This is a genomic window from Aeromonas salmonicida subsp. salmonicida (assembly GCF_001643305.1).
In the GTDB taxonomy this organism is placed as follows: Bacteria; Pseudomonadota; Gammaproteobacteria; order Enterobacterales; family Aeromonadaceae; genus Aeromonas; species Aeromonas salmonicida.
Genome location: NZ_LSGW01000049.1, coordinates 42,322 through 64,385 on the forward strand (window position 1 = coordinate 42,322; position 22,064 = coordinate 64,385).

Annotated in this window: 22 protein-coding genes and 2 pseudogenes; 4 read left to right on the forward strand and 20 right to left on the reverse strand. The window is 57.7% G+C overall.

Annotated features, from left to right (window positions below):
- Positions 1-12: 12 nt before the first annotated feature.
- The 4 genes from AXW79_RS07140 to rpsF all read right to left on the reverse strand — a co-directional run bounded on the left by AXW79_RS07140 (position 13) and on the right by rpsF (position 2,003).
- Entirely contained in the window at positions 13-756 is a 744-nt protein-coding gene (locus tag AXW79_RS07140; RefSeq protein WP_005313383.1) for a ferredoxin--NADP reductase, read from the reverse strand.
- A 100-nt stretch (positions 757-856) separates the two neighbouring features.
- Positions 857-1,303 carry a 50S ribosomal protein L9 gene (gene rplI / locus AXW79_RS07145; RefSeq protein WP_005313386.1) on the reverse strand — a complete coding sequence of 149 codons (447 nt, stop codon included), beginning with the start codon at positions 1,301-1,303 and terminating at the stop codon, positions 857-859.
- Positions 1,304-1,352: 49 nt separating this feature from the next.
- Positions 1,353-1,583, reverse strand: a complete 231-nt coding sequence (rpsR, locus tag AXW79_RS07150; RefSeq protein ID WP_005313392.1) for a 30S ribosomal protein S18 — start codon at positions 1,581-1,583, stop codon at positions 1,353-1,355.
- A gap of 30 nt (positions 1,584-1,613) precedes the next feature.
- On the reverse strand, positions 1,614-2,003 hold the full coding sequence (gene rpsF, locus AXW79_RS07155; RefSeq protein ID WP_005313395.1) for a 30S ribosomal protein S6: 390 nt from the start codon (positions 2,001-2,003) through the stop codon (positions 1,614-1,616).
- Between the two features lie 237 nt (positions 2,004-2,240).
- On the opposite strand from rpsF, the gene AXW79_RS07160 reads away from it, so the two are divergent.
- Positions 2,241-3,464, forward strand: a complete 1,224-nt coding sequence (locus AXW79_RS07160) for an Nramp family divalent metal transporter (RefSeq protein ID WP_005313398.1) — start codon at positions 2,241-2,243, stop codon at positions 3,462-3,464.
- Positions 3,465-3,571: 107 nt separating this feature from the next.
- Positions 3,572-4,419: pseudogene (locus tag AXW79_RS07165) on the forward strand (hypothetical protein).
- Between the two features lie 45 nt (positions 4,420-4,464).
- Here AXW79_RS07165 and AXW79_RS07170 read toward each other — a convergent pair.
- The 6 genes and pseudogenes from AXW79_RS07170 to rnr all read right to left on the reverse strand — a co-directional run bounded on the left by AXW79_RS07170 (position 4,465) and on the right by rnr (position 10,715).
- Positions 4,465-5,279, reverse strand: a pseudogene (locus AXW79_RS07170) (EamA family transporter).
- A gap of 137 nt (positions 5,280-5,416) precedes the next feature.
- On the reverse strand, positions 5,417-6,277 hold the full coding sequence (locus AXW79_RS07175) for a DMT family transporter (protein WP_005313407.1): 861 nt from the start codon (positions 6,275-6,277) through the stop codon (positions 5,417-5,419).
- A 217-nt stretch (positions 6,278-6,494) separates the two neighbouring features.
- Positions 6,495-6,944 carry a GNAT family N-acetyltransferase gene (locus AXW79_RS07180; protein ID WP_005313409.1) on the reverse strand — a complete coding sequence of 150 codons (450 nt, stop codon included), beginning with the start codon at positions 6,942-6,944 and terminating at the stop codon, positions 6,495-6,497.
- Positions 6,945-6,999: 55 nt separating this feature from the next.
- Positions 7,000-7,566 carry a Crp/Fnr family transcriptional regulator gene (locus tag AXW79_RS07185; protein ID WP_005313413.1) on the reverse strand — a complete coding sequence of 189 codons (567 nt, stop codon included), beginning with the start codon at positions 7,564-7,566 and terminating at the stop codon, positions 7,000-7,002.
- Positions 7,567-7,575: 9 nt separating this feature from the next.
- Positions 7,576-8,325 (reverse strand): 23S rRNA (guanosine(2251)-2'-O)-methyltransferase RlmB, encoded by a 750-nt coding sequence (rlmB, locus tag AXW79_RS07190; RefSeq protein ID WP_005313416.1) that lies wholly within the window; start codon positions 8,323-8,325, stop codon positions 7,576-7,578.
- Positions 8,322-10,715 carry a ribonuclease R gene (rnr, locus tag AXW79_RS07195; protein ID WP_005313418.1) on the reverse strand — a complete coding sequence of 798 codons (2,394 nt, stop codon included), beginning with the start codon at positions 10,713-10,715 and terminating at the stop codon, positions 8,322-8,324. The genes rlmB and rnr overlap by 4 nt, the downstream gene beginning before the upstream one ends.
- 134 nt (positions 10,716-10,849) lie before the next feature.
- On the opposite strand from rnr, the gene AXW79_RS07200 reads away from it, so the two are divergent.
- Positions 10,850-11,872, forward strand: coding sequence for a GGDEF domain-containing protein (locus tag AXW79_RS07200; protein WP_005313421.1), 1,023 nt, complete (start codon positions 10,850-10,852; stop codon positions 11,870-11,872).
- Between the two features lie 62 nt (positions 11,873-11,934).
- Here AXW79_RS07200 and luxS read toward each other — a convergent pair whose 3' ends face one another.
- The 4 genes from luxS to AXW79_RS07220 all read right to left on the reverse strand — a co-directional run bounded on the left by luxS (position 11,935) and on the right by AXW79_RS07220 (position 15,088).
- On the reverse strand, positions 11,935-12,444 hold the full coding sequence (gene luxS / locus AXW79_RS07205) for an S-ribosylhomocysteine lyase (RefSeq protein ID WP_005313423.1): 510 nt from the start codon (positions 12,442-12,444) through the stop codon (positions 11,935-11,937).
- An 18-nt stretch (positions 12,445-12,462) separates the two neighbouring features.
- Entirely contained in the window at positions 12,463-13,056 is a 594-nt protein-coding gene (locus AXW79_RS07210; protein WP_005313426.1) for a transglycosylase SLT domain-containing protein, read from the reverse strand.
- 61 nt (positions 13,057-13,117) lie between these two features.
- Positions 13,118-13,456 (reverse strand): nitrogen regulatory protein P-II, encoded by a 339-nt coding sequence (gene glnB / locus AXW79_RS07215; protein ID WP_005313429.1) that lies wholly within the window; start codon positions 13,454-13,456, stop codon positions 13,118-13,120.
- A 9-nt stretch (positions 13,457-13,465) separates the two neighbouring features.
- Complete coding sequence (locus AXW79_RS07220; RefSeq protein WP_005313432.1) at positions 13,466-15,088, reverse strand: NAD+ synthase; 1,623 nt, start codon at positions 15,086-15,088, stop codon at positions 13,466-13,468.
- 146 nt (positions 15,089-15,234) lie between these two features.
- On the opposite strand from AXW79_RS07220, the gene tppE reads away from it, so the two are divergent.
- Positions 15,235-15,732: a type IVa pilus pseudopilin TppE gene (gene tppE, locus AXW79_RS07225; protein WP_005313436.1), complete on the forward strand. Its 498-nt coding sequence runs from the start codon at positions 15,235-15,237 to the stop codon at positions 15,730-15,732.
- Between the two features lie 3 nt (positions 15,733-15,735).
- Here the strand turns inward: tppE and tapY2 are convergent, their stop codons facing one another.
- Genes tapY2 through tppA form a run of 6 tightly spaced genes read right to left on the reverse strand, consistent with a single transcriptional unit; the run spans position 15,736 to position 22,025 of the window.
- Positions 15,736-16,011, reverse strand: coding sequence for a type IVa secretion system protein TapY2 (gene tapY2 / locus AXW79_RS07230; RefSeq protein WP_043151118.1), 276 nt, complete (start codon positions 16,009-16,011; stop codon positions 15,736-15,738).
- The gene (locus AXW79_RS07235) at positions 16,008-19,619 is read right to left on the reverse strand and encodes a pilus assembly protein (RefSeq protein WP_011898353.1); all 3,612 of its coding nucleotides are present in this window, start codon (positions 19,617-19,619) and stop codon (positions 16,008-16,010) included. The genes tapY2 and AXW79_RS07235 overlap by 4 nt, the downstream gene beginning before the upstream one ends.
- An 11-nt stretch (positions 19,620-19,630) precedes the next feature.
- Entirely contained in the window at positions 19,631-20,068 is a 438-nt protein-coding gene (tppD, locus tag AXW79_RS07240; RefSeq protein WP_005313446.1) for a type IVa pilus pseudopilin TppD, read from the reverse strand.
- Entirely contained in the window at positions 20,065-21,051 is a 987-nt protein-coding gene (tppC, locus tag AXW79_RS07245; protein ID WP_073531764.1) for a type IVa pilus pseudopilin TppC, read from the reverse strand. The genes tppD and tppC overlap by 4 nt, the downstream gene beginning before the upstream one ends.
- Positions 21,048-21,614 carry a type IVa pilus pseudopilin TppB gene (gene tppB, locus AXW79_RS07250; RefSeq protein WP_155602333.1) on the reverse strand — a complete coding sequence of 189 codons (567 nt, stop codon included), beginning with the start codon at positions 21,612-21,614 and terminating at the stop codon, positions 21,048-21,050. The genes tppC and tppB overlap by 4 nt, the downstream gene beginning before the upstream one ends.
- Before the next feature lie 3 nt (positions 21,615-21,617).
- Positions 21,618-22,025 carry a type IVa pilus pseudopilin TppA gene (gene tppA, locus AXW79_RS07255; protein WP_005313456.1) on the reverse strand — a complete coding sequence of 136 codons (408 nt, stop codon included), beginning with the start codon at positions 22,023-22,025 and terminating at the stop codon, positions 21,618-21,620.
- Between the last annotated feature and the right edge of the window lie 39 nt (positions 22,026-22,064).

Here is a 22,064-nt window from a genome sequence, read left to right on the forward strand (position 1 = left end):
GTGCTCATTTCGTTACCAGTAATTCTCCGCACTGATGTTGCCGGGGGCTCGCCGCAGGTTCTTGGCCAACCCGAGTTCCAGCAAGGTCTGCTGGGTCTCCTTCACCATGGCCGGATTGCCACAGATAAGCACCTGGCTCTGCTCGGGTGAAAATGCGAGCCCGACTCGCGCCTGCAGTCGCCCGTCGGCGATGGCCGCCGGGATCCTGCCAGCCATTGCCCCTGACCACCCTTCGCGACTGACGAAGGGAACATAATGAAAGCGCGCCCCGTGCTGCTCGGCAAAGCTGGCGATCAGCCCCTGGTAGCTAAGCTCTTCTCCTCTTCTCACCCCATGCACCAGCACCAGGTTCTCGAAGCGCTCGAAGGCCTCGCCATCCGCCAGCATGGAGAGAAACGGGCCTATGGCAGTACCGGTGGAGAGCAACCAGAGATCGCGACCGGACGGCACCTCGTCAAGGATCAGAAAGCCGGTGGCCTGAGACTGCACCAGCAGGGTATCGCCCTCCTGCAGAGAGCCAAGAGATGGCGTCAGCTCACCGTCCGGGATCTCGACCAGATAGAATTCGTGATAAGGGGCTGAGGGGGGATTGACGAAGGAATAGGCGCGCTGGATGCGGCGCTCGCCCTGCGCGAGGGCCAGTTTGGTAAATTGTCCTGCCTTGTAGGGGGCAAGCTCTGCCGCCACGCGCAGGGAAAACAGGGTGGGGGTCCATTCGATGCGCTCGATGACCCGACCTTCGACCCAGGCTGCCATAGGGATCTCCTCAAGAGGAACAGAGCTTCACTCTACCCTTTGATCCCAAAATAAAAAACCCGCGCAAATGCGCGGGTTTTTTTGCAACAGCGAATCGCTATTACAGGGCAACAACCTGAACTTGTACGGTTGCTTTGACGTCAGCGTGCAGCTGAACAACAACTTCGTACTCGCCGGTGTTACGCAGAACGTTGCCCATGCGGACCTCGCTCTTGGCAACAGCAACGCCGGCAGCAGTGATGGCATCAGCCACGTCACGGGTACCGATGGAACCGAACAGCTTGCCTTCGTCGCCAGCTTTGGAGGCGATAACAACAGCAGCCAGTTCACCCAGCTTGGCAGCACGCTCTTCAGCGGCAGCTTTACCGGCAGCCAGTTTGGCTTCCAGTTCAGCACGGCGAGCATCGAAAGTCTCGATGTTGGCCTTGGTAGCCATAACGGCTTTGCCTTGCGGGATCAGATAGTTACGGGCGTAGCCAGCTTTAACAGCGACTTGATCACCCAGACCGCCCAGTTTGGCGATTTTGTCGAGCAGGATAACTTGCATTACCTTTCCTCTATGGAAGTTGAGTTAGGCTTAAGTGCCGGGCCGATTCTTACTTGTTGTGCAGATCGGTGTACGGCAGCAGAGCCAGGTAACGAGCACGCTTGATGGCGCGTGCCAGCTGACGCTGATACTTGGCGCGGGTACCGGTGATACGGCTCGGTACGATCTTGCCAGATTCAGTGACGTAGTTTTTCAGAGTAACGATATCTTTGTAGTCGATCTCGGTAACGTTCTCGGCAGTGAAGCGGCAGAACTTACGACGACGGAAATAACGTGCCATGGCCTTTATCCTCTATTCAGTGATCCAGAATTACTCTTCGGAAGACGCTGCTTCAACAGTATCTTCGCGGCGCTCGTCGTCACGACGGACGAAGCGCTCTTCCTTGGCCTTGGCCATCGGAGAAACTTCAGTCACGGCGTGCTTGGTGCGCATGATCATGTTGCGGATAACGGCATCGTTGAAACGGAAGTTGGTTTCCAGTTCATCGATAACGGCTTGCTCTGCTTCCACGTTCATCAGAACGTAGTGAGCTTTGTGCAGCTTGTCGATCGGGTAAGCCAGTTGACGACGGCCCCAATCTTCCATGCGATGGATAGTACCACCCGCGGTGGTGATAGCACCGGTGTAACGCTCTATCATACCGGGTACTTGCTCGCTCTGGTCCGGATGAACCATGAAGACGATTTCGTAATGACGCATTTTAGCTCCTTACGGATTAATTCAGCCTCCGCCCAGGTGCAGCCAGACCTCGGAGGCAAGGAACGTATGGTGTGTTTAGACGCTGCTTTCTAGGGCGGCATATTGTACGAAATCACATCCCTCACTGCAACTGGCCACCGCAGATGTTTTTATCTATGGGTATGATACAAAACATCAATTGATAACAATTATCATTTAGATCTATTCTATCTCCATAATCTTATGGAGGGTGTTTCCATGCAATCCGCGCTGACCACGGCCATCCCGGCCCGCAAATTCAAGCTTACCCTGCTCGGGCCCGCCTTTATCGCCGCCATCGGCTATATAGACCCAGGCAACTTCGCCACCAATATCCAGGCAGGCTCCACCTTCGGTTATCAGCTGCTGTGGGTGGTGGTATGGGCCAATCTGATGGCCATGCTGGTGCAGACCCTCTCCGCCAAGCTCGGCATCGTTACCGGCAAGAACCTGGCTGAACACATACGCGACAGGCTGCCCAAACCGGCAGTCTGGGCCTACTGGGTACAGGCGGAGATCATCGCCATGGCGACCGATCTGGCCGAATTCATCGGCGCAGCGGTCGGCTTCAAGCTGCTGCTCGGCGTCACCCTGCTGGAAGGCGCCGGCATCACGGCCGTGGTGACCTGGGGCATTCTCATGCTGCAGAGCCGCGGCCAGAAGCCACTTGAGTTCGTGGTTGGCGGCCTGCTGCTGTTCGTGGCGGCGGCCTATATCGTCGAGCTGGTGTTCTCCCGCCCCCACCTGCCGAGCCTGCTGGAAGGGGCTCTCTTCCCCGGCCTGCCCAACAGCGAGGCCGTCTACCTGGCCGCTGGCGTGCTTGGTGCAACAGTCATGCCTCACGTCATCTACCTGCACTCGGCGCTGACCCAGCACACCCAGGATCAGGGCACAGTGCCTCAGCGGCTTCACACCACACGGGTAGACGTAGCCATTGCCATGACCATAGCCGGCTTCGTCAACCTGGCCATGATGGCGATGGCGGCCGCCGCCTTTCACAGTTCTGGCAACCAGCAGGTGGCCGAACTCGAATCTGCCTACCAGACTCTCACTCCCTTGCTCGGGCAGGCCGCCGCCACCCTGTTCGGCCTGTCCCTGGTGGCCTCGGGCATCTCCTCCACAGTGGTCGGGACCCTGGCAGGACAAGTAGTAATGCAGGGTTTCGTGCGTTTCACCATACCGCTCTGGCTACGCCGTGCCATCACAATGGCTCCCGCCTTCGTGGTGATCGCCATGGGGCTCAATACCACCGAGATCCTGGTGCTGAGCCAGGTGGTGCTCAGTTTTGGTATAGCGCTGGCACTCATTCCGCTGCTGATCCTGACCGGCGATCGGGCGCTGATGGGAGAGTATCGCAACCATCCGGTGACTCAGGCTGTCGGTCGCCTTATCGTCGCACTGGTGATCGGCCTCAACGCCTACCTGCTGGTCGCCATGATCTAGCGCTCACGACCCGCTACTCAGGCCGGCTCATTAACCCAGGTTAATGAGCCGGTCTGCGCTTTGGCGTATGCTGCTCTCTTTTCATCTGCGATTAGCGGGAGCCATCCATGGAACATACCCGAGCCAGCTTCGTGCTGGGCCATCATCATGAACCGGCCAGCGTGGTCTTCTGCCAGAGTGGCGATACCAGCCTGCTGGTCACCGACCTCACCCCCTTTCATCCACAAAGCCACCTCTGGCCCGATCAACCGGGGGATGTGGGCACGGTTTGCTGGGATGGCGGTGACGCCAGTGTCGGCCCCTGCCGGATGGGCGCCATCAGCCCGGAGGGCGAACTGTTCGTGGACAAGGATATACCGGTCAAGCGGGGCGCCGAAGGGTGGGCCTTCGTGGTGGTGCACCCCTGGCAGGCCATCACACTCTGGCCGTGGGCTCCCGGGTTGAACTGAAGGTGGATGCCGCTGCCCGCCACTCCTTAAGTCTGGGTCACAGCGGCTGCCATCTGGCGGCGCTGGCCCTCAATCGGATGCTGACCCCCTACTGGCGCAAAGAGGTGAGCGAGCGCGATGCACTCGATCAGCCCGACTTTGACCGCCTCGCCATTCAAACCTCGCGGGTCGAGCCCATGGGCTCCCGGGAGCAGTACCGCATCGGTAAGAGTCTGCGCAAGAAGGGGGTCAATAGTGACGCTTTGTTGGCGGAACTGGCGCAGATAGAGACCAGCGTAAACAAGCAGCTGGCCGACTGGCTGGCGGCCGATGGCGAGATCCGCCGCAGCCGTGCTGGCGAGGCCATCATAGACTCGCGCTACTGGCACTGCATGCTTGAAGGTAAAGAGGTGACCATTCCCTGCGGCGGCACCCATGTGGCCACACTGGCCGAGCTGGGCAAGGTGCGGGTACAGCTCGCCCCCTGCGAGGAGGGCTTTACCCTGACGACTCTGGTCACCCCTTGAGTCAAACATCAGGCCGGGCGGCGCCCGGTCTGATGCAGCCAGGGATCAGGCAAGACGGATCAACAAGATACCGCAGAGGATCACCAAGGCGGCGCACAGTCGTACCCGCCCCAGTGTCTCCCCCAGCCAGCACCAGGAGAGCAGCACGGCAAACAGCACGCTGCTCTCGCGCAGCGCCGCCACCAGCCCGATGGGCGCCTGCCGTAGGCAAGCAGGGAGAGGGCGCCGCCGAGCGCTCCGGTACGCCACGCCGCAAGATCAAGCGCGCGCCAGGCGGTGCGACTCTGCCAGCGCATCAGCAGTGGCATCATCAGCGCAGTCAGAGCAAACAGCCAGAGGGTGTAACGCAGCGGTGCACCGGCCGAGCGGGCACCCGCCCCGTCCGAGAGGGTATAGGCTGCGGTGAACAGCGCCGTGATCAGCACGGCGCGCAGGGCCCCAGACGCCAGTTTGATGCCGCCGCGCCAGGCCATCAGCAGCACACCGCTCACCAGCACCAGAGCGCCCGCCACCGCCAGCACTCCCGGCACTTCCCCCAATAACAAGGCCCCGAACAGCAAAGTCACCAAGGGCGCACTGCCACGCGCCAGCGGGTAGATCTGGCCGAATTCCCCCAGCCGATAGGCCCGACCGAGAAACAGACAATAGCCACAATGCAGCAGGATGGAGAGCGCCAGCCAGGGGTATTCGGCAGGCACAGGCAGCCCGACCAGCGGCAAGAAAGGGGCGGCAAACAACCCGGAACAGAGGGAGACAAGAAGCACGCTGACACGCCCCTCGGCCTGGCGTTTGGCCAGCGCATTCCAGAGGGCGTGCAGGAGCGCGGCCAGCAAGATGGCCGCAAAGATGGTTGGCGTCATGACAGGGTTCCGATAATCACAAGCCGCCAAGCCTAACCGATTTCCTGTGCGGTAACCGAGACAGGCTTCATAAGCTGCCCATATGACAAACCGGTCATCCGCCGGTTTGTCATATATATGGAGTCAAGTTGACTGGGCTAGCGCAAACGCCGCTGCCAATAGATGGCCAGCAAGATGAAACTCACCCCGACCCAGAGGTTCCAGGCCGGGATCTCGCCAAACAGCCAGATCCCCATCAGTACCACGAACATCAGGCCTGAGTATTCGGTTGCCGCAATACGGTTGGCCTCCACCTGCCGATAGGCGTAGATGCAGCTGGCATGATAGAGCAGTTGCATCACGCCGCTGCCGCCGATCAGTGCCAGCAGGTGCCAGTCCACAGGTTGCCATTGATTCACCGCCAACCCAGCCGTCAATGGCAGCGCCAGCAAGTTTGCCCAGAACAGGGTCGCCACCACAGAGATCCCCGCAGGCAGCTTGCGGCCGGTGACATTGAACAGCGCCAGAGTGAAGGCGGTCACCAGGGCACCCAGACCCGCCAGATGAAAATCCCCTGGCTTGAGCACGAACACGACACCAAGCAGCCCCATGCCCCCCAGCAGCCAGACCCGGGAGTTGATCTTCTCCTTGAGCAGCCAGGCAGCCAGCGGCAATGTCAGCAAGGGTGAGACATAGAAGATGGCGTTGGCCGTGGCCAGCGGCAGCTGGGTCAATGCCAGCATCATGCCGCCACCACCGAGCAGGCAGAGGTGACCACGCAGCAGGTGCCATTTCCAGGCACCCAGTCCCCAGGCCGCCCTCGGCACCCGCAGCATGAAGGGCAGCAACACCAGCAGGGTCAGCAGCTGGCGCAGGAACATGTATTGGAAGGGGCTGAAACCGGGGCCGATCAGCTTGACCAGCACATCGGAGAAGGCCTGGGCCAGATTGCCCAGTACCAGAGTGATGATGGCGAAGGTTTGCAGGTCCAGAGCGAACCGCTTGCGCAACAACTCCATCAGCGACAGCCACTCGAGTGACGAACGCAGATAAAATGGCTCAACGGCTTAATTGCTGAATCTTGTTTTGTATTAATGGGATAAAAAACCATTTTTAAACCTATCCATCAACGGTTGCCGATTAATCACTCAAAGGGTACCCAGTAATATGGCGTCGAGCACCCGTTTTCTTTACTACCTCAAGACATAATAATTTCATTGTTATGCTTTAAAGGTATTAAGACGAGGTCATGCCAATGTGGGGAATGTCATCTTCCAGATAGGGTTCACCCACGGCGGTGAAGCCATGGCGACCATAAAAACCCTGCAGATGGGCCTGGGCTCCCAGATAGATGCTGACCCCGGGCCACAATTGTTCGCACTCCACCAACGCCTGCTGCATCAGTCGATGACCGAGACCGTCGCCTCTGGCCTCCGGCGATGTCACCACCCGGCCGATCACCACCTGACTCGCCTTGGCGACACCAGGTGCCATCAGTCTGGCGTACGCCACCAGCACGCCATCCTGCCAGCCGAGCAGGTGCTGCACGTCGGGACGCTTGTCGACGCCATCCAGATCGAGGAAGACGCAAGTCTGCTCCACCACGAAAACGCGGGATCTCAGCACGAGTAATTCATAAAGCTCATTGACGTCGAGTTGTTCAAAAGATTTGAGGGACCAGTTCATGGGAACTCCTTGCTCATCGAGAAAGGCAGCATAGCCAGCCGCGCGGGCGCAGGCATTAACCTTTGTTAAGATCCTTCAGCCGCTTGCGAATGCGGCTCAAGCTGATGGGGGTGATGCCCAGATAAGCGGCTATCTGGTGATCCGGCACCCTGGCATCCAGCACGGGGAAACAGTGCAGGAAGTGTTGATAACGGGCTTGGGGGCTCTCGGTCAACAGCAGCAGCTCTTTCTCTTCCTTGATACGCAGCTGCACCGCCAGCAAGTGGTGATACCAGGCGGACCAGCAAGGGAGCTGACGCAAATCCCTCAGGTTGAAGAGTTGCAGGCGGCATGGCTCCAGCGCCTCCACACTGTAGCGGGTGGGCTCACCACTGAGCAGATGGTGGAAGTCGATAAACTCGTCCCCCTCCCAATAGAACTCCTTGATGTACTCGCGGCCATCCACCAGCACCACCTTGGCGCGCAGCAGCCCCTGCTCCACCTTGACCAGCAGATCGGGCTTGTCACCGGCATGCCAGAGGCAGGTACGAGGGCTCAGGGTCAAAGGCCGGGCAAAAGAGAGGAGGCGCGCGGCCTCCTGCTCATTTGTGACCTGATCCCGACTGAACGGGGGTCTGTCCATCCCGTTCCCTTAAGCGCGACGCTGACGCACGGCTTCGAACAGACAGACACCGGTCGCCACCGAGACGTTGAGACTGGATACAGCCCCCGCCATCGGAATGCTGACCAGCTCGTCGCAGTGTTCGCGAGTCAGGCGGCGCATGCCCTTGCCTTCGGCACCCATGACCAGCGCCATGGGACCGGTCAGCTTGGCCTGATAGACATCGTGATCCGCCTCACCGGCAGTACCGACGATCCAGACACCGCGATCCTTCAACTCCCGCAGACTGCGGGCCAGATTGGTGACCTGGATAAGCGGCACCACTTCGGCGGCGCCACAGGCAACCTTGCGCACCACCGAGGTCAGGCCGCTGGCCTTGTCACGCGGCACTATAACCGCATGGACCCCGGCCGCATCGGCACTGCGCAGGCAGGCGCCGAGGTTGTGCGGATCTGTCACCCCGTCCAGCACCAGCAGGAAGGGTTGAGCCTTTTGCTCGGCCAGGTTGTCCAGCAGGCTGGCCAAGTCGTGCTCGGCCAGCTTGGGCGCCTCTATCACCTTGGCCATGATGCCCTGGTGATTGTTGCCTTCCGCTTTGTCATCAAGGGTCTTGCGGTTCACGCTCTGCACCTTGAGGCCGAGAGATTCCATCTCGGCCAACAGGGGGTGCAGCCGGTCGTCATCCCGGCCCTTGAGGGCCCACACTTCGATGAAACGCTCCGGGGTGCGCTCAAGCAGCGCGGATACAGCGTGAATGCCGTAGATCAGTTCAGTACTCATTTAGTGCTCTTGGCCTTATCGTGAGCCTTTTTGCTCGGTCGTCTGTTGCTGGGCTTGGCACGGCCACCCTTGTCGGATTTGCCGATATTCTTGCCCTCTTTGCGTTTCTCGTGGCGCTGGGCGCTCTTGGCTTTCTCGCTCTTGATCTCGGCCTGCTTGCGCGCCATCTCTTTGGCGTTCTTGCCGGTGGCCTGGAGCGGCTCTTCCACCATCACGAAGTCGATCTTGCGATCGTCCAGGTTCACGCCCATCACCTTGACGCGTACCTTGTCACCCAGACGGTAGCGACGGCGGAAGTTCTCGCCGATCAGCTGCATGTGCAGGGGATCAAACTGGTAGTAGTCGTTGGTCAGGGTGCTGACGTGGACCAGACCGTCGATGTGGATTTCCGCCAGACGGACGAAGAAACCAAAGCCGGTGACGCTGGCGATGACGCCGTCGAACTCGTCACCCACGTGATCCAGCATGTACTCGCACTTGAGCCAGTCGGCCACGTCGCGGGTCGCATCGTCGGCACGGCGCTCGGTCATGGAGCAGTGCTCGCCCATGGGATCCACTTCTTCCAGCTGGTAGTGATAACCACCGCTCGGGGTCCACTTGTGGCGCAGGTTGGGCTGCTGCTCCTTGGCCGCCTGATACTTGATGGCACGGTGCAGGATAAGGTCGGGGTAACGACGGATCGGCGAGGTGAAGTGGGCATAGGACTTCAATGCCAGACCGAAGTGGCCGATATTGTCTGCCTGATAAACAGCCTGACGCATGGAGCGCAGCAGCATGGTGGAGAGCAGCTCGGCATCCGGGCGCCCTTCAAACTTGGCGGCCAGCTCGGCAAAATCTTTCGGCTCGGGCTCGAGGCCGCCCTTGAGCTCCAGACCCAGTTCGGCCAGGAAGTCACGGAAACCGGTCAGGCGCTCTTCGCCCGGACGGTCGTGCACCCGGAACAGGGCAAAGGCTTCGTTCTTCTCGATGTAACGGGCTGCGGCCACGTTCGCCTGGATCATGCACTCTTCGATGATCTTGTGGGCGTCGTTGCGCACCAACGGCACGATCTGGTCGATCTTGCGCTGGGCGTTGAAGATGAAACGGGTCTCTTCGCTCTCGAACTCCACCGCACCACGCTGGTGACGGGCATGTTTGAGCGCTTTATAGAGGTTATTCAGCTCTTCGATGTGGCCCACCAGCGGGTCATATTGCTGACGCAGCTTGGGATCTCCATCCAGAATGGCCGCGACCTTGCTGTAGGTCATCCGCGCGTGGGAGTTCATCACCGCTTCGTAGAACTTGTAACCGGACATGCGACCGGCGGCGGAGATGGTCATCTCGCACACCATGCACAGACGGTCGACCTGCGGGTTCAGAGAACACAGACCGTTGGAGAGCACCTCCGGCAGCATGGGCACCACGAACTCGGGGAAATAGACGGAGTTGCCGCGCTGATACGCTTCGGCATCCAGTGCAGTGCCGGGCTTCACATAGGCAGAAACATCCGCAATGGCAACCCACAGACGCCAGCCGCCACCACGCTTGGCTTCACAGAAGACGGCGTCATCGAAGTCGCGGGCATCTTCCCCATCGATGGTTACCAGTGGCAGGGCGCGCAGATCGATACGACCCTCTTTGGCCTTTTCCGGCACCTGTTCGCCGAGACCGGCAACCTCTTTGGTCACCTCTTCCGGCCAGGTATGCGGGATACCGTGGGTACGCAGGGCGATTTCAATCTCCATGCCCGGTGCCATGTTCTCGCCCAGCACGTCCAGCACTGTACCGACCGCGTTGATGCGGGAGTTGGCGCGCTGGTTGATACGCACCACCACGACCTGGCTCTGGCGAGCGCCCTTGTTTTCCCCTTCCGGGATTATGATGTCCTCGCCGATACGGCTGTCATCCGGCACCACGAAACCCACGCCATTTTCGACGAAGTAACGGCCGACGATATCCGCTTCACGAGACTTGAGCAGACGTACCAGTCGCGCTTCCTGACGACCCTTACGATCGATCTCGGTCGGTTGCACCAGCGCATAGTCGCCATGCATCAGGCGCTGCATCTCGCGGTTGTTCAAATAAAGATCCGGTCCACCACCTTCCGGGCGCAGAAAACCGAAACCATCTTTATGGCCGAGTACATACCCTTTTACCAGATTCAGACGATCCGGCAGGGCGTAACATTGGTTGCGAGTGAATACCAGTTGCCCATCGCGCTCCATGGCGCGCAGACGACGGCGCAAGGCTTCCAACGGCTCTTCGTCGGTCAGCTTGAGGGCCTTGGCCAACTCCTCGCGGGTCATGGGTTTTTCATGACCCTTGATGAGCTCCAGCAGCATCTCGCGACTGGCGATGGGGTTTTCGTATTTTTCGGCCTCGCGTTGGAGGAAAGGATCTTTTTGAGACATAAGCAGGCCTTAGGGTAGGTAGTAACGCAGACATTATATCGAAGGGGGGAGCTAATGGCATCCATCGACTGCCTTTTGGCCAATCTCTCTGTCATACTATGCAAAGTTTGCAGGCATGATGAGACACGGAACTCATGAGCAAGGACTCGTTCGCGCAATCCGCCGCCTATCTTAAGCAGGCGGTTCCACTGATGATCAAGTATCAAATTCCCACGACGCCGGATAACTATACCCTTTGGTATAACTACGTGTCGGCCAGCATGCCAGAGCTCAATCAGGCCATCGATCAGGCGATCAAGCTGCAGGGCACCTGCTCACTCACCACCTGCGAGCGGCTCTATCATCAGCACCTCGCCGCCCAGGATGAGCAGCAGATGGAGGCCATGAAACTCAGTCTGGCCGCCATGGCCAACGAGCTCGGCCACACCATGCAAGACGCCATTTCCGACACAGGCATGTTTCAGGAGATGCTCGACAAGAGCTTCGATCGACTGAGTCTCATCGACGATGAAGGGCTTAGCCTTGACGACACCATGGGCATCTTGCGGGATCTGGTGCGCGAATCGCGAGATGTGCGCATGTCGACCATGCACTTTCGCAATCAGCTCAGCAATGCAGAGAAAGAGATCAAAGAGCTGCGTGAGGCACTGAACGAAACCCGCAAGCTGGCCAACGAGGATGCCCTCACCTCCCTGCTCAATCGCCGCGCCTTCGATCTGGAGATAGACGGCCTGATCCGCAGCAAGCAGACCTTCTCCCTCATTCTGTCGGACATCGACCGCTTCAAGAATTTCAACGATGAATATGGTCACCTGCTTGGTGATCAGGTGCTGCGTGCCTTCAGCAAGCGGCTGCGGGAAACGTGCAAGGAGGGCGTCACCGCCTATCGGCTCGGTGGTGAGGAGTTCGCCCTGCTGGTGCCCATGCGCAACTTGGCCCTGAGCCGCCAGATGGCCGAGAGTCTACGCCGTGCCATAGAGAAGATGTCCATCCTGGATCGCAAGTCCGGCCGCCGCATCGACCACATCACAGCCTCGTTCGGAGTGGGTGAGTACAATGGTCAAGAAACAGGCGATGCTCTGGTCGAGCGCACCGACAAGCTGCTCTACAAGGCAAAAGAGCTGGGCCGCAACCGGGTCATGCCCTTGCCGTCCTGAATCCTCCAGACAACAAAAAGGCCGGTCAGTGACCGGCCTTTTTCATTTTTGCCATGCACAACCTAGAGGCTTTTCAGCTTTTCTTCAGGCAGTGCCAGCTCGTCGTTGTGGTTGACGCCGATACCACGCGCCAGCACGTTACGAGCGATCTCATGGGCTTCCTCCAGCGAATGCATGCTGAAGGTGCCGCACTGATATTCGTTCAGCTCTGGGATCTTGGCCTGCTCCTGCACGGTCAACACATCGCTCATGGCAGCCTGCCAGGCGGCGCCCACACGGGCTTCGTCCGGTGCGCCAATCAGGCTCATGTAGAAACCGGTACGGCACCCCATGGGGGAGATGTCGATGATCTCCACACCATTGCCGTTCAGGTGATCACGCATGAAACCGGCAAAGAGGTGCTCGAGGGTGTGAATGCCGCGTTCGGAGAGGATCTCCTGGTTCGGCACACAGAAACGCAGATCGAACACGGTTATGGTGTCCTTGTTCGGGGTCTGCATTGTCTTGGCCACGCGCACTGCTGGCGCTTCCATACGGGTGTGGTCAACGGTAAAACTGTCCAATAACGGCATTTCTGACTCCTGATTTGGTTACCAGAACCAGCCCCCGCTGGAGAGCTGATCCTTGCATTGTCGATACTGGGCGCCGTAGCGCTGGGCACGCGCCTCTACCTTGCGGGAGGTCTTCATCAGCCACCCCTTGCTGCGGTAGCTGCCACGCCGGTAGCCACCCCACCCTTCGTGATAGTTGAGATACTGGCCATAGGCATCCCACTTGGAAGTGCCATTCAGCCGCTGGGCCTTGTTAGTGTACCAGCCCATGAAATCGATGGCGTCGGCAAAGTCGTCGCGGCTGCTCCAGCTGTTGCCGGTTTCCCGTTGGTAATCGTCCCAGGTCTCATCTTTCACCTGGGCATAACCATAGGCGGAGCTGGCTCGCCCGGTCGGAATGAAGAGGAAGTAGCCCATTGGTGGCTGGGCATCGTGTACGAAGGAGGACTCCTGATACATCATGGCCATCACCACCTGAACAGGTGTACCCCACTTCTCGTTCATCTTGAGCGCCGCCTTGTGCCAGTCGGGCTTTTCCCGAAAGATCTGGCATAGATTTTCCGGCTGGGCCGGCGGGCGGGTACTGCAGGCGGTCAGGCCGATCAGCAGGCCCGCCGCCACGAAGAGGCGCATCCATGACATATGAAGGCTTGTCTCTTCGTTCTCTTGGTCGATACGAGGCACATCCATCACATCAAATCGCGTCTTCGTTCTCTTCGCCGGTACGGATACGAATGACACGCTCCACCTCGCAAACGAAGATCTTGCCGTCACCAATTTTGCCGGTACGGGCCGTGTTCTGGATGGCTTCGATGCAGGCATCCAGATCCTCGTCCTGCACCACCAGCTCCACCTTCACCTTCGGCAGGAAATCCACCATGTACTCGGCACCGCGATAGAGCTCGGTATGCCCCTTCTGACGGCCGAAGCCTTTGACTTCGGATACCGTCATGCCGTTGATGCCGATCTCGGCCAAGGCCTCGCGCACATCGTCCAGCTTGAACGGTTTGATTATGGCTTCAATCTTCTTCATGGTGACTCCTTACCAGTTCTGTTTGCCGAACCCGGATGTGATGGGGTAACGACGATCCTTACCAAAGTTGCGGGCCGTAATACGGGGCCCGACGGCAGCCTGACGGCGTTTGTACTCGTTGAGATCCACCAGCCGAATCACCTTGCGCACCACCACCTCTTCAAACCCTTCTGCCACCATGTCGGCGACAGAGGCATCCTCTTCCACATAGCGCTTGAGGATGGCATCCAGAATGTCGTAGGGGGGCAGACTGTCCTGATCCACCTGATCCGGCGCCAATTCTGCCGAAGGAGGACGGTCGATGACCCGTTGCGGGATCACATAATCGACTGAATTGCGATATTCGCACAGCTTGAAGACCAGGGTCTTGGGCACGTCTTTGAGCACATCAAAACCGCCCGCCATGTCACCATACAGGGTGGCATAGCCCACGGCCATCTCGCTCTTGTTGCCCGTGGTCAGCACTATGCGACGACGCTTGTTGGAGAGCGCCATCAAGAGTACCCCGCGGCAGCGTGCCTGCAGGTTCTCTTCTGTCGTATCGCGGGCCGTGCCGGCAAACAGCGGTGCCAGCTGGGTCATAAACCCTTCAAACATGGGCTCGATGGAGATGATGTCAAACTCGACCCCCATCCGCTCGGCCTGCTCCTTGGCATCCTCCACACTCATCTGGGCGGTGTAACGGAACGGCATCATCACCGCCTGCACCTTGTCTGCCCCGATGGCGTCAGCAGCGATTGCCAGGGTCAGGGCGGAGTCGATACCACCGGAGAGGCCCAATACGGCGCCCTGGAAGCCGTTTTTGGTGATGTAGTCGTGCACCGCCAGCACCAGCGCCTGATAAGTCTCGGCCAATGGCTCGAGCGGGGCGGCCGGTTCACGCTCTTTCACCGGTTGACCATCGGCAAAGTGCACCAGGGCCAGCTCTTCGGCAAACGGGGCCAGCTTGTGGGTCAGCTCACCCTGGCTGTTGAACACCTTGGAGCAGCCATCGAAAATCAGCTCGTCCTGGCCGCACACCTGATTGAGGTAGACCAGCGGCAAACCGGTCTGGCTGCAACGCTCAGTCATCAGTTCACGACGGATCCAGGGTTTCTCCTGATCGTAGGGCGAGGCGTTGATGGTGAGCAGCAGCTCGGCCCCTGCCGCCTTGGCGGCCAGCACCGGGCCCGGTTGCCACAGATCTTCGCAGATGAGCAGTCCCAGCTTATGACCACGGAACGGCACCACGCAGGTATCCGTGCCTGCGGTGAAATAGCGCTTCTCGTCAAATACGCCGTAGTTGGGCAGGTCTTGCTTGAAGTAGCGGGCGACCAGCTTGCCCTGCTCATAGAGGGAAGCGGCGTTATAGAGCGCCGCCCCTTCACGCCAGGGATGCCCCACCAGAATGGCGCAGCGGCCCTGCCAGGTCGCGATGCGAGCCAGCGCAGCGTCGACACGGATCATCAGGTCGCTGCGCAGCAACAGGTCTTCCGGCGGATAGCCGGTCAAGGCCAGCTCGGAGCACACCAGCAGGTCGGCGCCTTGTTGCTCGGCCTGAACGGCCGCAGCCAGCACCTTGTCACAGTTATCTTCGATGGCGCCTACCGTCAGATTCAACTGGGCAAGCATCAGAGAGAGGGCTTTTGCCATGGCGATACATCTTAAAATCGAAAATGATGGGGAATGATAAAGAAAAGGGGGGCAATCTGCCAGTTCAAGACGGGTGTTAGCATGTGACAGCAACCACAGGGAGGGATAAGCTGTAAATAGTCACGGAACGACAGGCCCAAGTTCATATGAAACAAGCCGGATTTACCTTGCTGGAGCTGATGATTGCGATTGCCCTGGCCGTCATTCTGCTCGGCATAGGCATTCCTTCCCTCGGCAACCTGCTTCAAGATAACCGCGCCAATTATGAAAGTGAGCGACTCATGAAACATCTGCGTTTTGCTCGCAATCAGGCAATCAGTGATCAACAAACCGTGACAGCATGCCTGGTCAACACCGGCAATCAATGTGTCACAAACAGTCCAAGCCAATTGCTGGTGTTCACTGACAGCAACAGCAACGCCAGACTGGATAATGGCGAAACCGAGCTATCCAGAACCCCTGTGTTTTCAGCCGATACCGTACTCAGTTCGACAAGAACCCGCGTCTTGTTCGCCACTGATGGCACCAGCCTTGGGACAAATATGACCATTTCAATATGCGTCAGCGGGGAACCGACCATTAACCTCGTTATTGCCGCATCAGGGCGCAGCAGCAAAACAGATACCGCCGTCATCTGCCCCTAGCCATTATCTCGGCTGTGACGCCTCCTGCTGTCTGGCGGCCTCCTGGCTGAATGGCTGTTCTGTTGGCTGGCACTCCACTACCCTCCTGACCATTAAAAGCTGCCCATCCATTTCAAACCCTTTCTTTTTAAAAGCGATTTCAGCCCTCTGGCTATCCGTTATCGTCCCCTGAATAACGACATAGATACCATTCTCCAGCTCGACATAGCATTTTCTATCCACTCCAGCATGAACACTGGCGGCGCTCAACAAGGCAATCAGCCACAGGATCATTTTCATTGGGGCTCATCCTCATACAGGTATATTTTCTTGGGCGTCATATCCATTTCAGCCTCATCCGCCCCCTCCGAACACTCGCCCTCTCCAGTACAGCGCTCAGGCACACCCTCGCCCTCGTCTTTGAGAATGACCTCTTCACCCGGTGCGCCACCAATAATCCGTATCTTCGAATCGTCACCCGCATGGATAACCAGATCGTCGGCTACCTTGTTGTTTACCTCCACATAGCGCTGAGGGGTTTCGTTACCATCCTGGTCCACCACGTATTTGAAAGACGTACCGTAATGCATGTCGACCATATACTGCCGCATGGCACCAATGGACTGGATAGTACACTCCTCGAATGACTGGACCTGCGGCAAGAAAGAAGTGAAATAGAGCTTGCCTTGCAGCACTACCCCTGCCCCCATGGACTTCTCTCCTGACTCCGCCAGCCAATACTTCCAACCCGATTTACTGGTGATAGCCGCTCTCAGGCTGAGCAAGTCATTGGTCGCCGTAACACCGGCCAGAGGATCCACCGATACATCATACAAGTCCGTCATCGTGATGGGAGCAGGAGCCCCGGTGTTGTAGTTCTTGGCAACGACCCCGTAGTCACGCAGCATAAAATAGGCGTTTTGTACTGTAGACTCGGACGATGGACGGTTTCGATCACCAGAACCAATCAGCACGGCATCGAATGGCCTCTCCTTGAACGAGAAATAGTCTTCGCCACTGATCACCGTCTTGGTCACTTGCTTGTTAATGGTCCGCACCACCACCGGCTGGGTAAAGAAGCGGCGGTCATTCGCCTGCACATCGTCAGACCCCAGGCTGGCGAACTTGAAAACGCTCCAGGCGCTGGTGCTGGTTGAGGGCATATCCAAACGCCAGATATTACCGCCCGTATCCCCGGCATAAATCCGGTCGGTTCTCCCGTCACCGTCACTGTCGAGTGTGGAAACCGGCCCCGGCATACTGTCGACCATTCCAGTCACCTGCTTATTGGTACTTGAGCCCGTTCCCGGTGTTGCACTGAATACCAGAGCACCACTATCGGCATCGACCATGTAGAGCCCCATCCCCTTGCTGTCGGAGCTACCGATCCCGACCTTGCTCTTGTTGGCGTCGTAACCACCGGAAAATACCATCACCAGTCGCTTGTTACTCGGGGAGGCATCCCAAGGTACATAGGCTACCTCCGGCACTGACCAGGTTTCGCCGAGCAATGAGAAGCCAGTTGTCTGGCTATTGATCACCCATTTCAAGCTGGGCGCATCAGGATTGGTGATATCGAGTGCATAGTAGCTACTGCCGCCAGCACGCAAACCGAAGAACAGCCAGACAAAGTCCCCCTCTGATGCCTTGAGGACACCATTGCTATTGGCATCCTTGATCAGCGCCACCGGAGAAGCATCAACGCCGTAGAGATGATCCGCAGACTCGGCATTGAGACGCAGAGCCTCCTGTTTTGGCAGCAGCTCGTAAGGGATCATGGCCCAGCTTTCATCAACCGTACTGCCGAGATCCTTGAACATGTGCAGGAAACCGGCGTTGGTTCCCATCAAGATACGCAAGTCAGGCGTACAAGTGCTCTGGCCCGAAGGAATGGCGCAGCCATAGTTGACCACCAATGGACGGGAATGCAGCGGATCTCCCACTATGTATGGGCGGATAGTGGTGCTGCCATCATAATCCTCATCATCCACATCGAGCCCTTTGGTCCAGTCGATCTGGCCGTCGAGTTCGGTGGAACTGGCCAACTGCATGTAGCTGGCAAGGTTGTCGGCAGAGCCGGCAATCGACACAAGGTTGGCTTTGTTAAAAACGTCCAATCGCTTGGGTGATGCAACTGAATTGACCACATAAAGGTTGCGATTGGTCTTCTCGGCCAACATTGCCTGCACACCGCCCTTGGCAACCAGATTGCCATCCCGCTCCGATGACCAGTAGGTCTGAGCCTGCTCCAGAATGGAACCATCCGCCTTGATGGCGGGCAGGCCGTTAACATCCGCTACATACCCATCGCCAGACAGAGTCAGCTTCTTCAAGTTGCCCTTCCAGCGCGGCCCGGTATCTGGCTCGAACATGGCGTAATAAATATTGTTGAGGCTGCGAGTCCGGTCAAAGTTGTTGGTGGTAATCGCCGGAGACACCAGAGAGGTGTTTATCCGCAAAATGGCCAGCAGGGAAGATCGCAACGCCTGCGTGAGCGCTTCAGCGCTGACCGCCGGGTAGTATTGACCACCTCCACGTCTCGCCGTCTCTGCCAGCAGATTGCCAGCCCCGGAGATGGCTTCATCACCAAAGCCCACGGTAAACGTGGTCACAGTCTGCTTGCCGGGCGATGAGGTATTCACATCCTTGTTCTTCATGTAACCGGCCATCGCCGCCAGATAACTCTTGGCACTACCAGAACCGTATCCCACTGTCGAGCCGTAGGCAGCCCGCTCATCTGTGCTTAACGAGTCCATCAACGCCTTTACTGCGCTGTCAGCATCCGTATCGCTGGTCGGCGCACCATCAGTAACATAGATGACATAGCCATTGTTTGAACATTTGTCATAAGGCGAGGTGTAAGTACCTTCAGGGTCTTCGGCAAGCTTGTCCCGCGTACCGCCTTGTTTGCCATAGAGTACGGGTTGCCCCCCGTAGAAACGGTAGGCTTCATAGAGGGTTTCACACAGTGGCGTATTGGTCGTGGCAGAGAGGCCCTCCACTGTATTGAGCAAATTCTGCTCGGCGGTGATGGTGCCGACCATATCGTCATTGCTGAGGATGCGACGTACAACTCTGCCGCCATTGGTACTGGTACTGTTGTTGGTATTGAAGATGGCCAAACCGAAATCAACCCCGGGAGTGGAGGAGATCACAGACTTGACCGCATCCTTGGCGATGCGCAGACGTGACTCGACGGCGTAACCCGTTGGCCCGTAATACCAGCGGATATAGTTGGCCGTGTAGAGGGTTACACTGGTGTTGCTACCCGATGTTGCGTCGTTTGCGTTACCGGTGTAGTACCATTCCCCGCGCGTATTGCTGGTTTTGTCGACCGGATAACCATCACTGACCGACCCCACCTCCAGCGTCCCGCTGAAAGGATTGGCAGGAGTGCGGTTCTGAATATCCTGCTTGCAGTCGACGATGGTGATGTCATCTTCGTTCTCGCCCGAGATGGTCTCCCAATCCCCCTGACGAGGCACCCCATTGCGATAGCTTGAATAGACATAGGTCCAGACTTGGGATTGAAAGTAACCTACAGTGCCAAGAGGAGTCTTGGATGAAGCACAAGCATTGATACTGTCGCGAAAGCGCCGATTGCTGTTGATGGCTGGCACAGAACCGTCGGTCGAGTAATAGACATAATTACGCGAGTTGCCGGTATCCGGATCCCGGCTCAACGATGGATAGACAGTGGCAGGATTGTACTTCTCTCGCTCCAGCTCCATGGTTTCTGCCATACTGCCGGAGTTGTCGAAGATGACCAGCACCTTGGGCCGATAATCCCCCGCTTTCGAGAAGTCATAGATGAACAACTCGGTATCATCCGAGTAGGCATCACCGGCGACGGCAGGCACACTCAGTGCACACAGGGCCATCAACCACAGTTTTCCATGATGTAGCATCGCTGCCGCTCCTATTCAGCCTTCTTTAACAATGGCTGTTCGACCCCAACAATCCAGGTCATGGGACGTCCCTGTTTCCCGTACGCCTGGCTTGCCTCGAGCTCCACATAACGGCAGGCGGGTATGACGTTCTTGCTGGTTGCGTCAAAGCGTCGCTTGCACACGGTTTCACTTCTATATTGCATGATGGCATTACCCATGGAGCCGCTCACTGTTGACGTAGCAGTCGAAACAGAAGGCATTTGAGCAATCTGGGTGGCGAGCCCTGTTTGCTGCATGGCGCCACCTATGATGCCCTCCACCCTGTGCTCGGCCTGCTGTAACGCTGCCGCCGCCCCACTGGCACGCAGATCCATGCCCCCAGATTGCATCAACACCACGGCGATCAGTGTCAAAGGAGCCAGGATCACCAGCGCCACTATCAATGCCACGCCACGTGAATGCCTCATTGCCCACCTCCCGCCATCATCATGGGATTGCGCAGCACCACAGTGCTTTCCAGAAGCAGGCGGCGAAACCCATCCCCATTTCCGGCCACACTGACATTACCCAGTTGATAGACATTGTTATTGGTGTAGCGGCTGGATGCCTGCAGCGAGCGCACCAGCAAAAACACACGGACTGCTATCACCCGCCCTTCACCCCACTCTTGCGAGGTGACTGCATCTATGGCAGAAAACTTGTCGATACGACCATCCGGCACATTGCTGGTGTCGACCCCGAACAGCAGCACCATGCGCTCAATACCATCCACCAAGGCCCCTGATATCAACCAAGAGCCACCATCAGCAGTGAGCATTCGCTTGCGCAGTTCAAAACCACCGCTGCCGTTAGGAGAGAGATAATAGACGTGGTGCTGGTACTCCCAAATCTGGCGCATCGGCATGGTTGTCTCGGAGGGAGCTGTCTCATTACCTCTGAACAAATGAGCCAGTTGAGTATTGGTAGCCATATAGAAGCGATTGGCATCCAACCCTCCCATCACCGGATTGCCAATCAGGCGCTTGATGCTGATGACGTCCGTGTTGGCCACGCGAGTAGGGGATGAAATACAGGCAAAACCGCTCATGGTGCCTGCCGTGCTGATATGGGCAACCCAGAGTGGGCGCACCGGGAAGAGGCTGGAGGGAAGGCTCCCTTCATTTCGCTCATCCAGACAATCATTTGCCACGGTAGCCCCGGAAGACAAGGTCAGCTCATCGCCCACAGTCAAAGCCCCCCCCGTGAAATCCCCCCAGAATCCGGCCCAGCGTAAATCCTGGGTGATGAGACGCATGGCAATGCGGCCGTTCTCGAGCAGCTCGCTCTGATCAAAGGACTCATTGGTAGTAGAGCGGGAGGCAACAAAAACAGCCAACACGCCACCCAGCAAAAAGACGCCGATGACCATGGCGATAAGCCATTCAACCAAAGTAAAACCACGACTGTTCACAGGGTGGTCGTCAGAACAAACTGACGCCTCGTCAAATCCAGACCAGCAATTCCGCAAGAAGCGGTAATGGCGGGGTCAACAGCACCGGCAGCCGCACCATCATGGGACGATTCGCGACCCGCCCAGAAGATGGAGACGGTCAAGCCATTGTTTGCACCTTTGATAATGCAGCCGGTGGGATTGCGCAGGGTCGTTCCAGCCCCGGATGCCGCACTACCCAGTAGCGACTGTCGCCAATAATAAAGGTCAAGCGCCAGCAAATCGGCATTGCTGCAACCGCTCATGGTGCCATTCTCATTGGCACAAGATGGCAAAGATGAGGTGCCGCCACTGACAATCCAGGTATTGCTGGCCTGAAGCTCCCATGCCCCACGGTTTACCTTGAGACGCTCAACCATGTCATTGGCCAGCCAGCTGGCAATGGTTCTCTGTCTTGCCTCATAACTGGAAAACTTTGCTTGTACCTGCATGGCAACCAGCCCCAACAGACCAAACGAAAGCACTACTGCCGCTATCATTACTTCCAGCAGACTGAATCCAGCCAGGCAAGTTAGCCGTCTCATCACTCAATCCCAACAATCGTTGTTGGTACTGTCGCTGCTATCCAGAGCGCTCCTCGTACCATTTTGATCGATTGAAAACACCACGCAGTCACTATCAGCCCCTTGCGCACCGGATGCTGTTGCTGACAACCGGAAAGAGTTGCCAGCGGCAGACAAAACCAGATGATAATGGCCAGCATCCGAATTTTCAGAAAGATTGAGGTCTGCTGCCGAGGAGGTGTATTGATTGAAATCCATGAAGTAGGTTTCCTGCCGGTTGGCAGCGTCCAACAGCATCTTTTTGGCATCGACACGGTGGCTGGTCAGCAGGTACTGCTGATAAGAGGGGTAAGCGATGGTGCCAAGGATCGCCACAATGGCGACGACAATCATCAACTCAACAAGAGAAAAGCCTCGAAAGAACCCAATCATATCCCATCCTTGGTGATTGACCGCGTTACAAGTTTAACG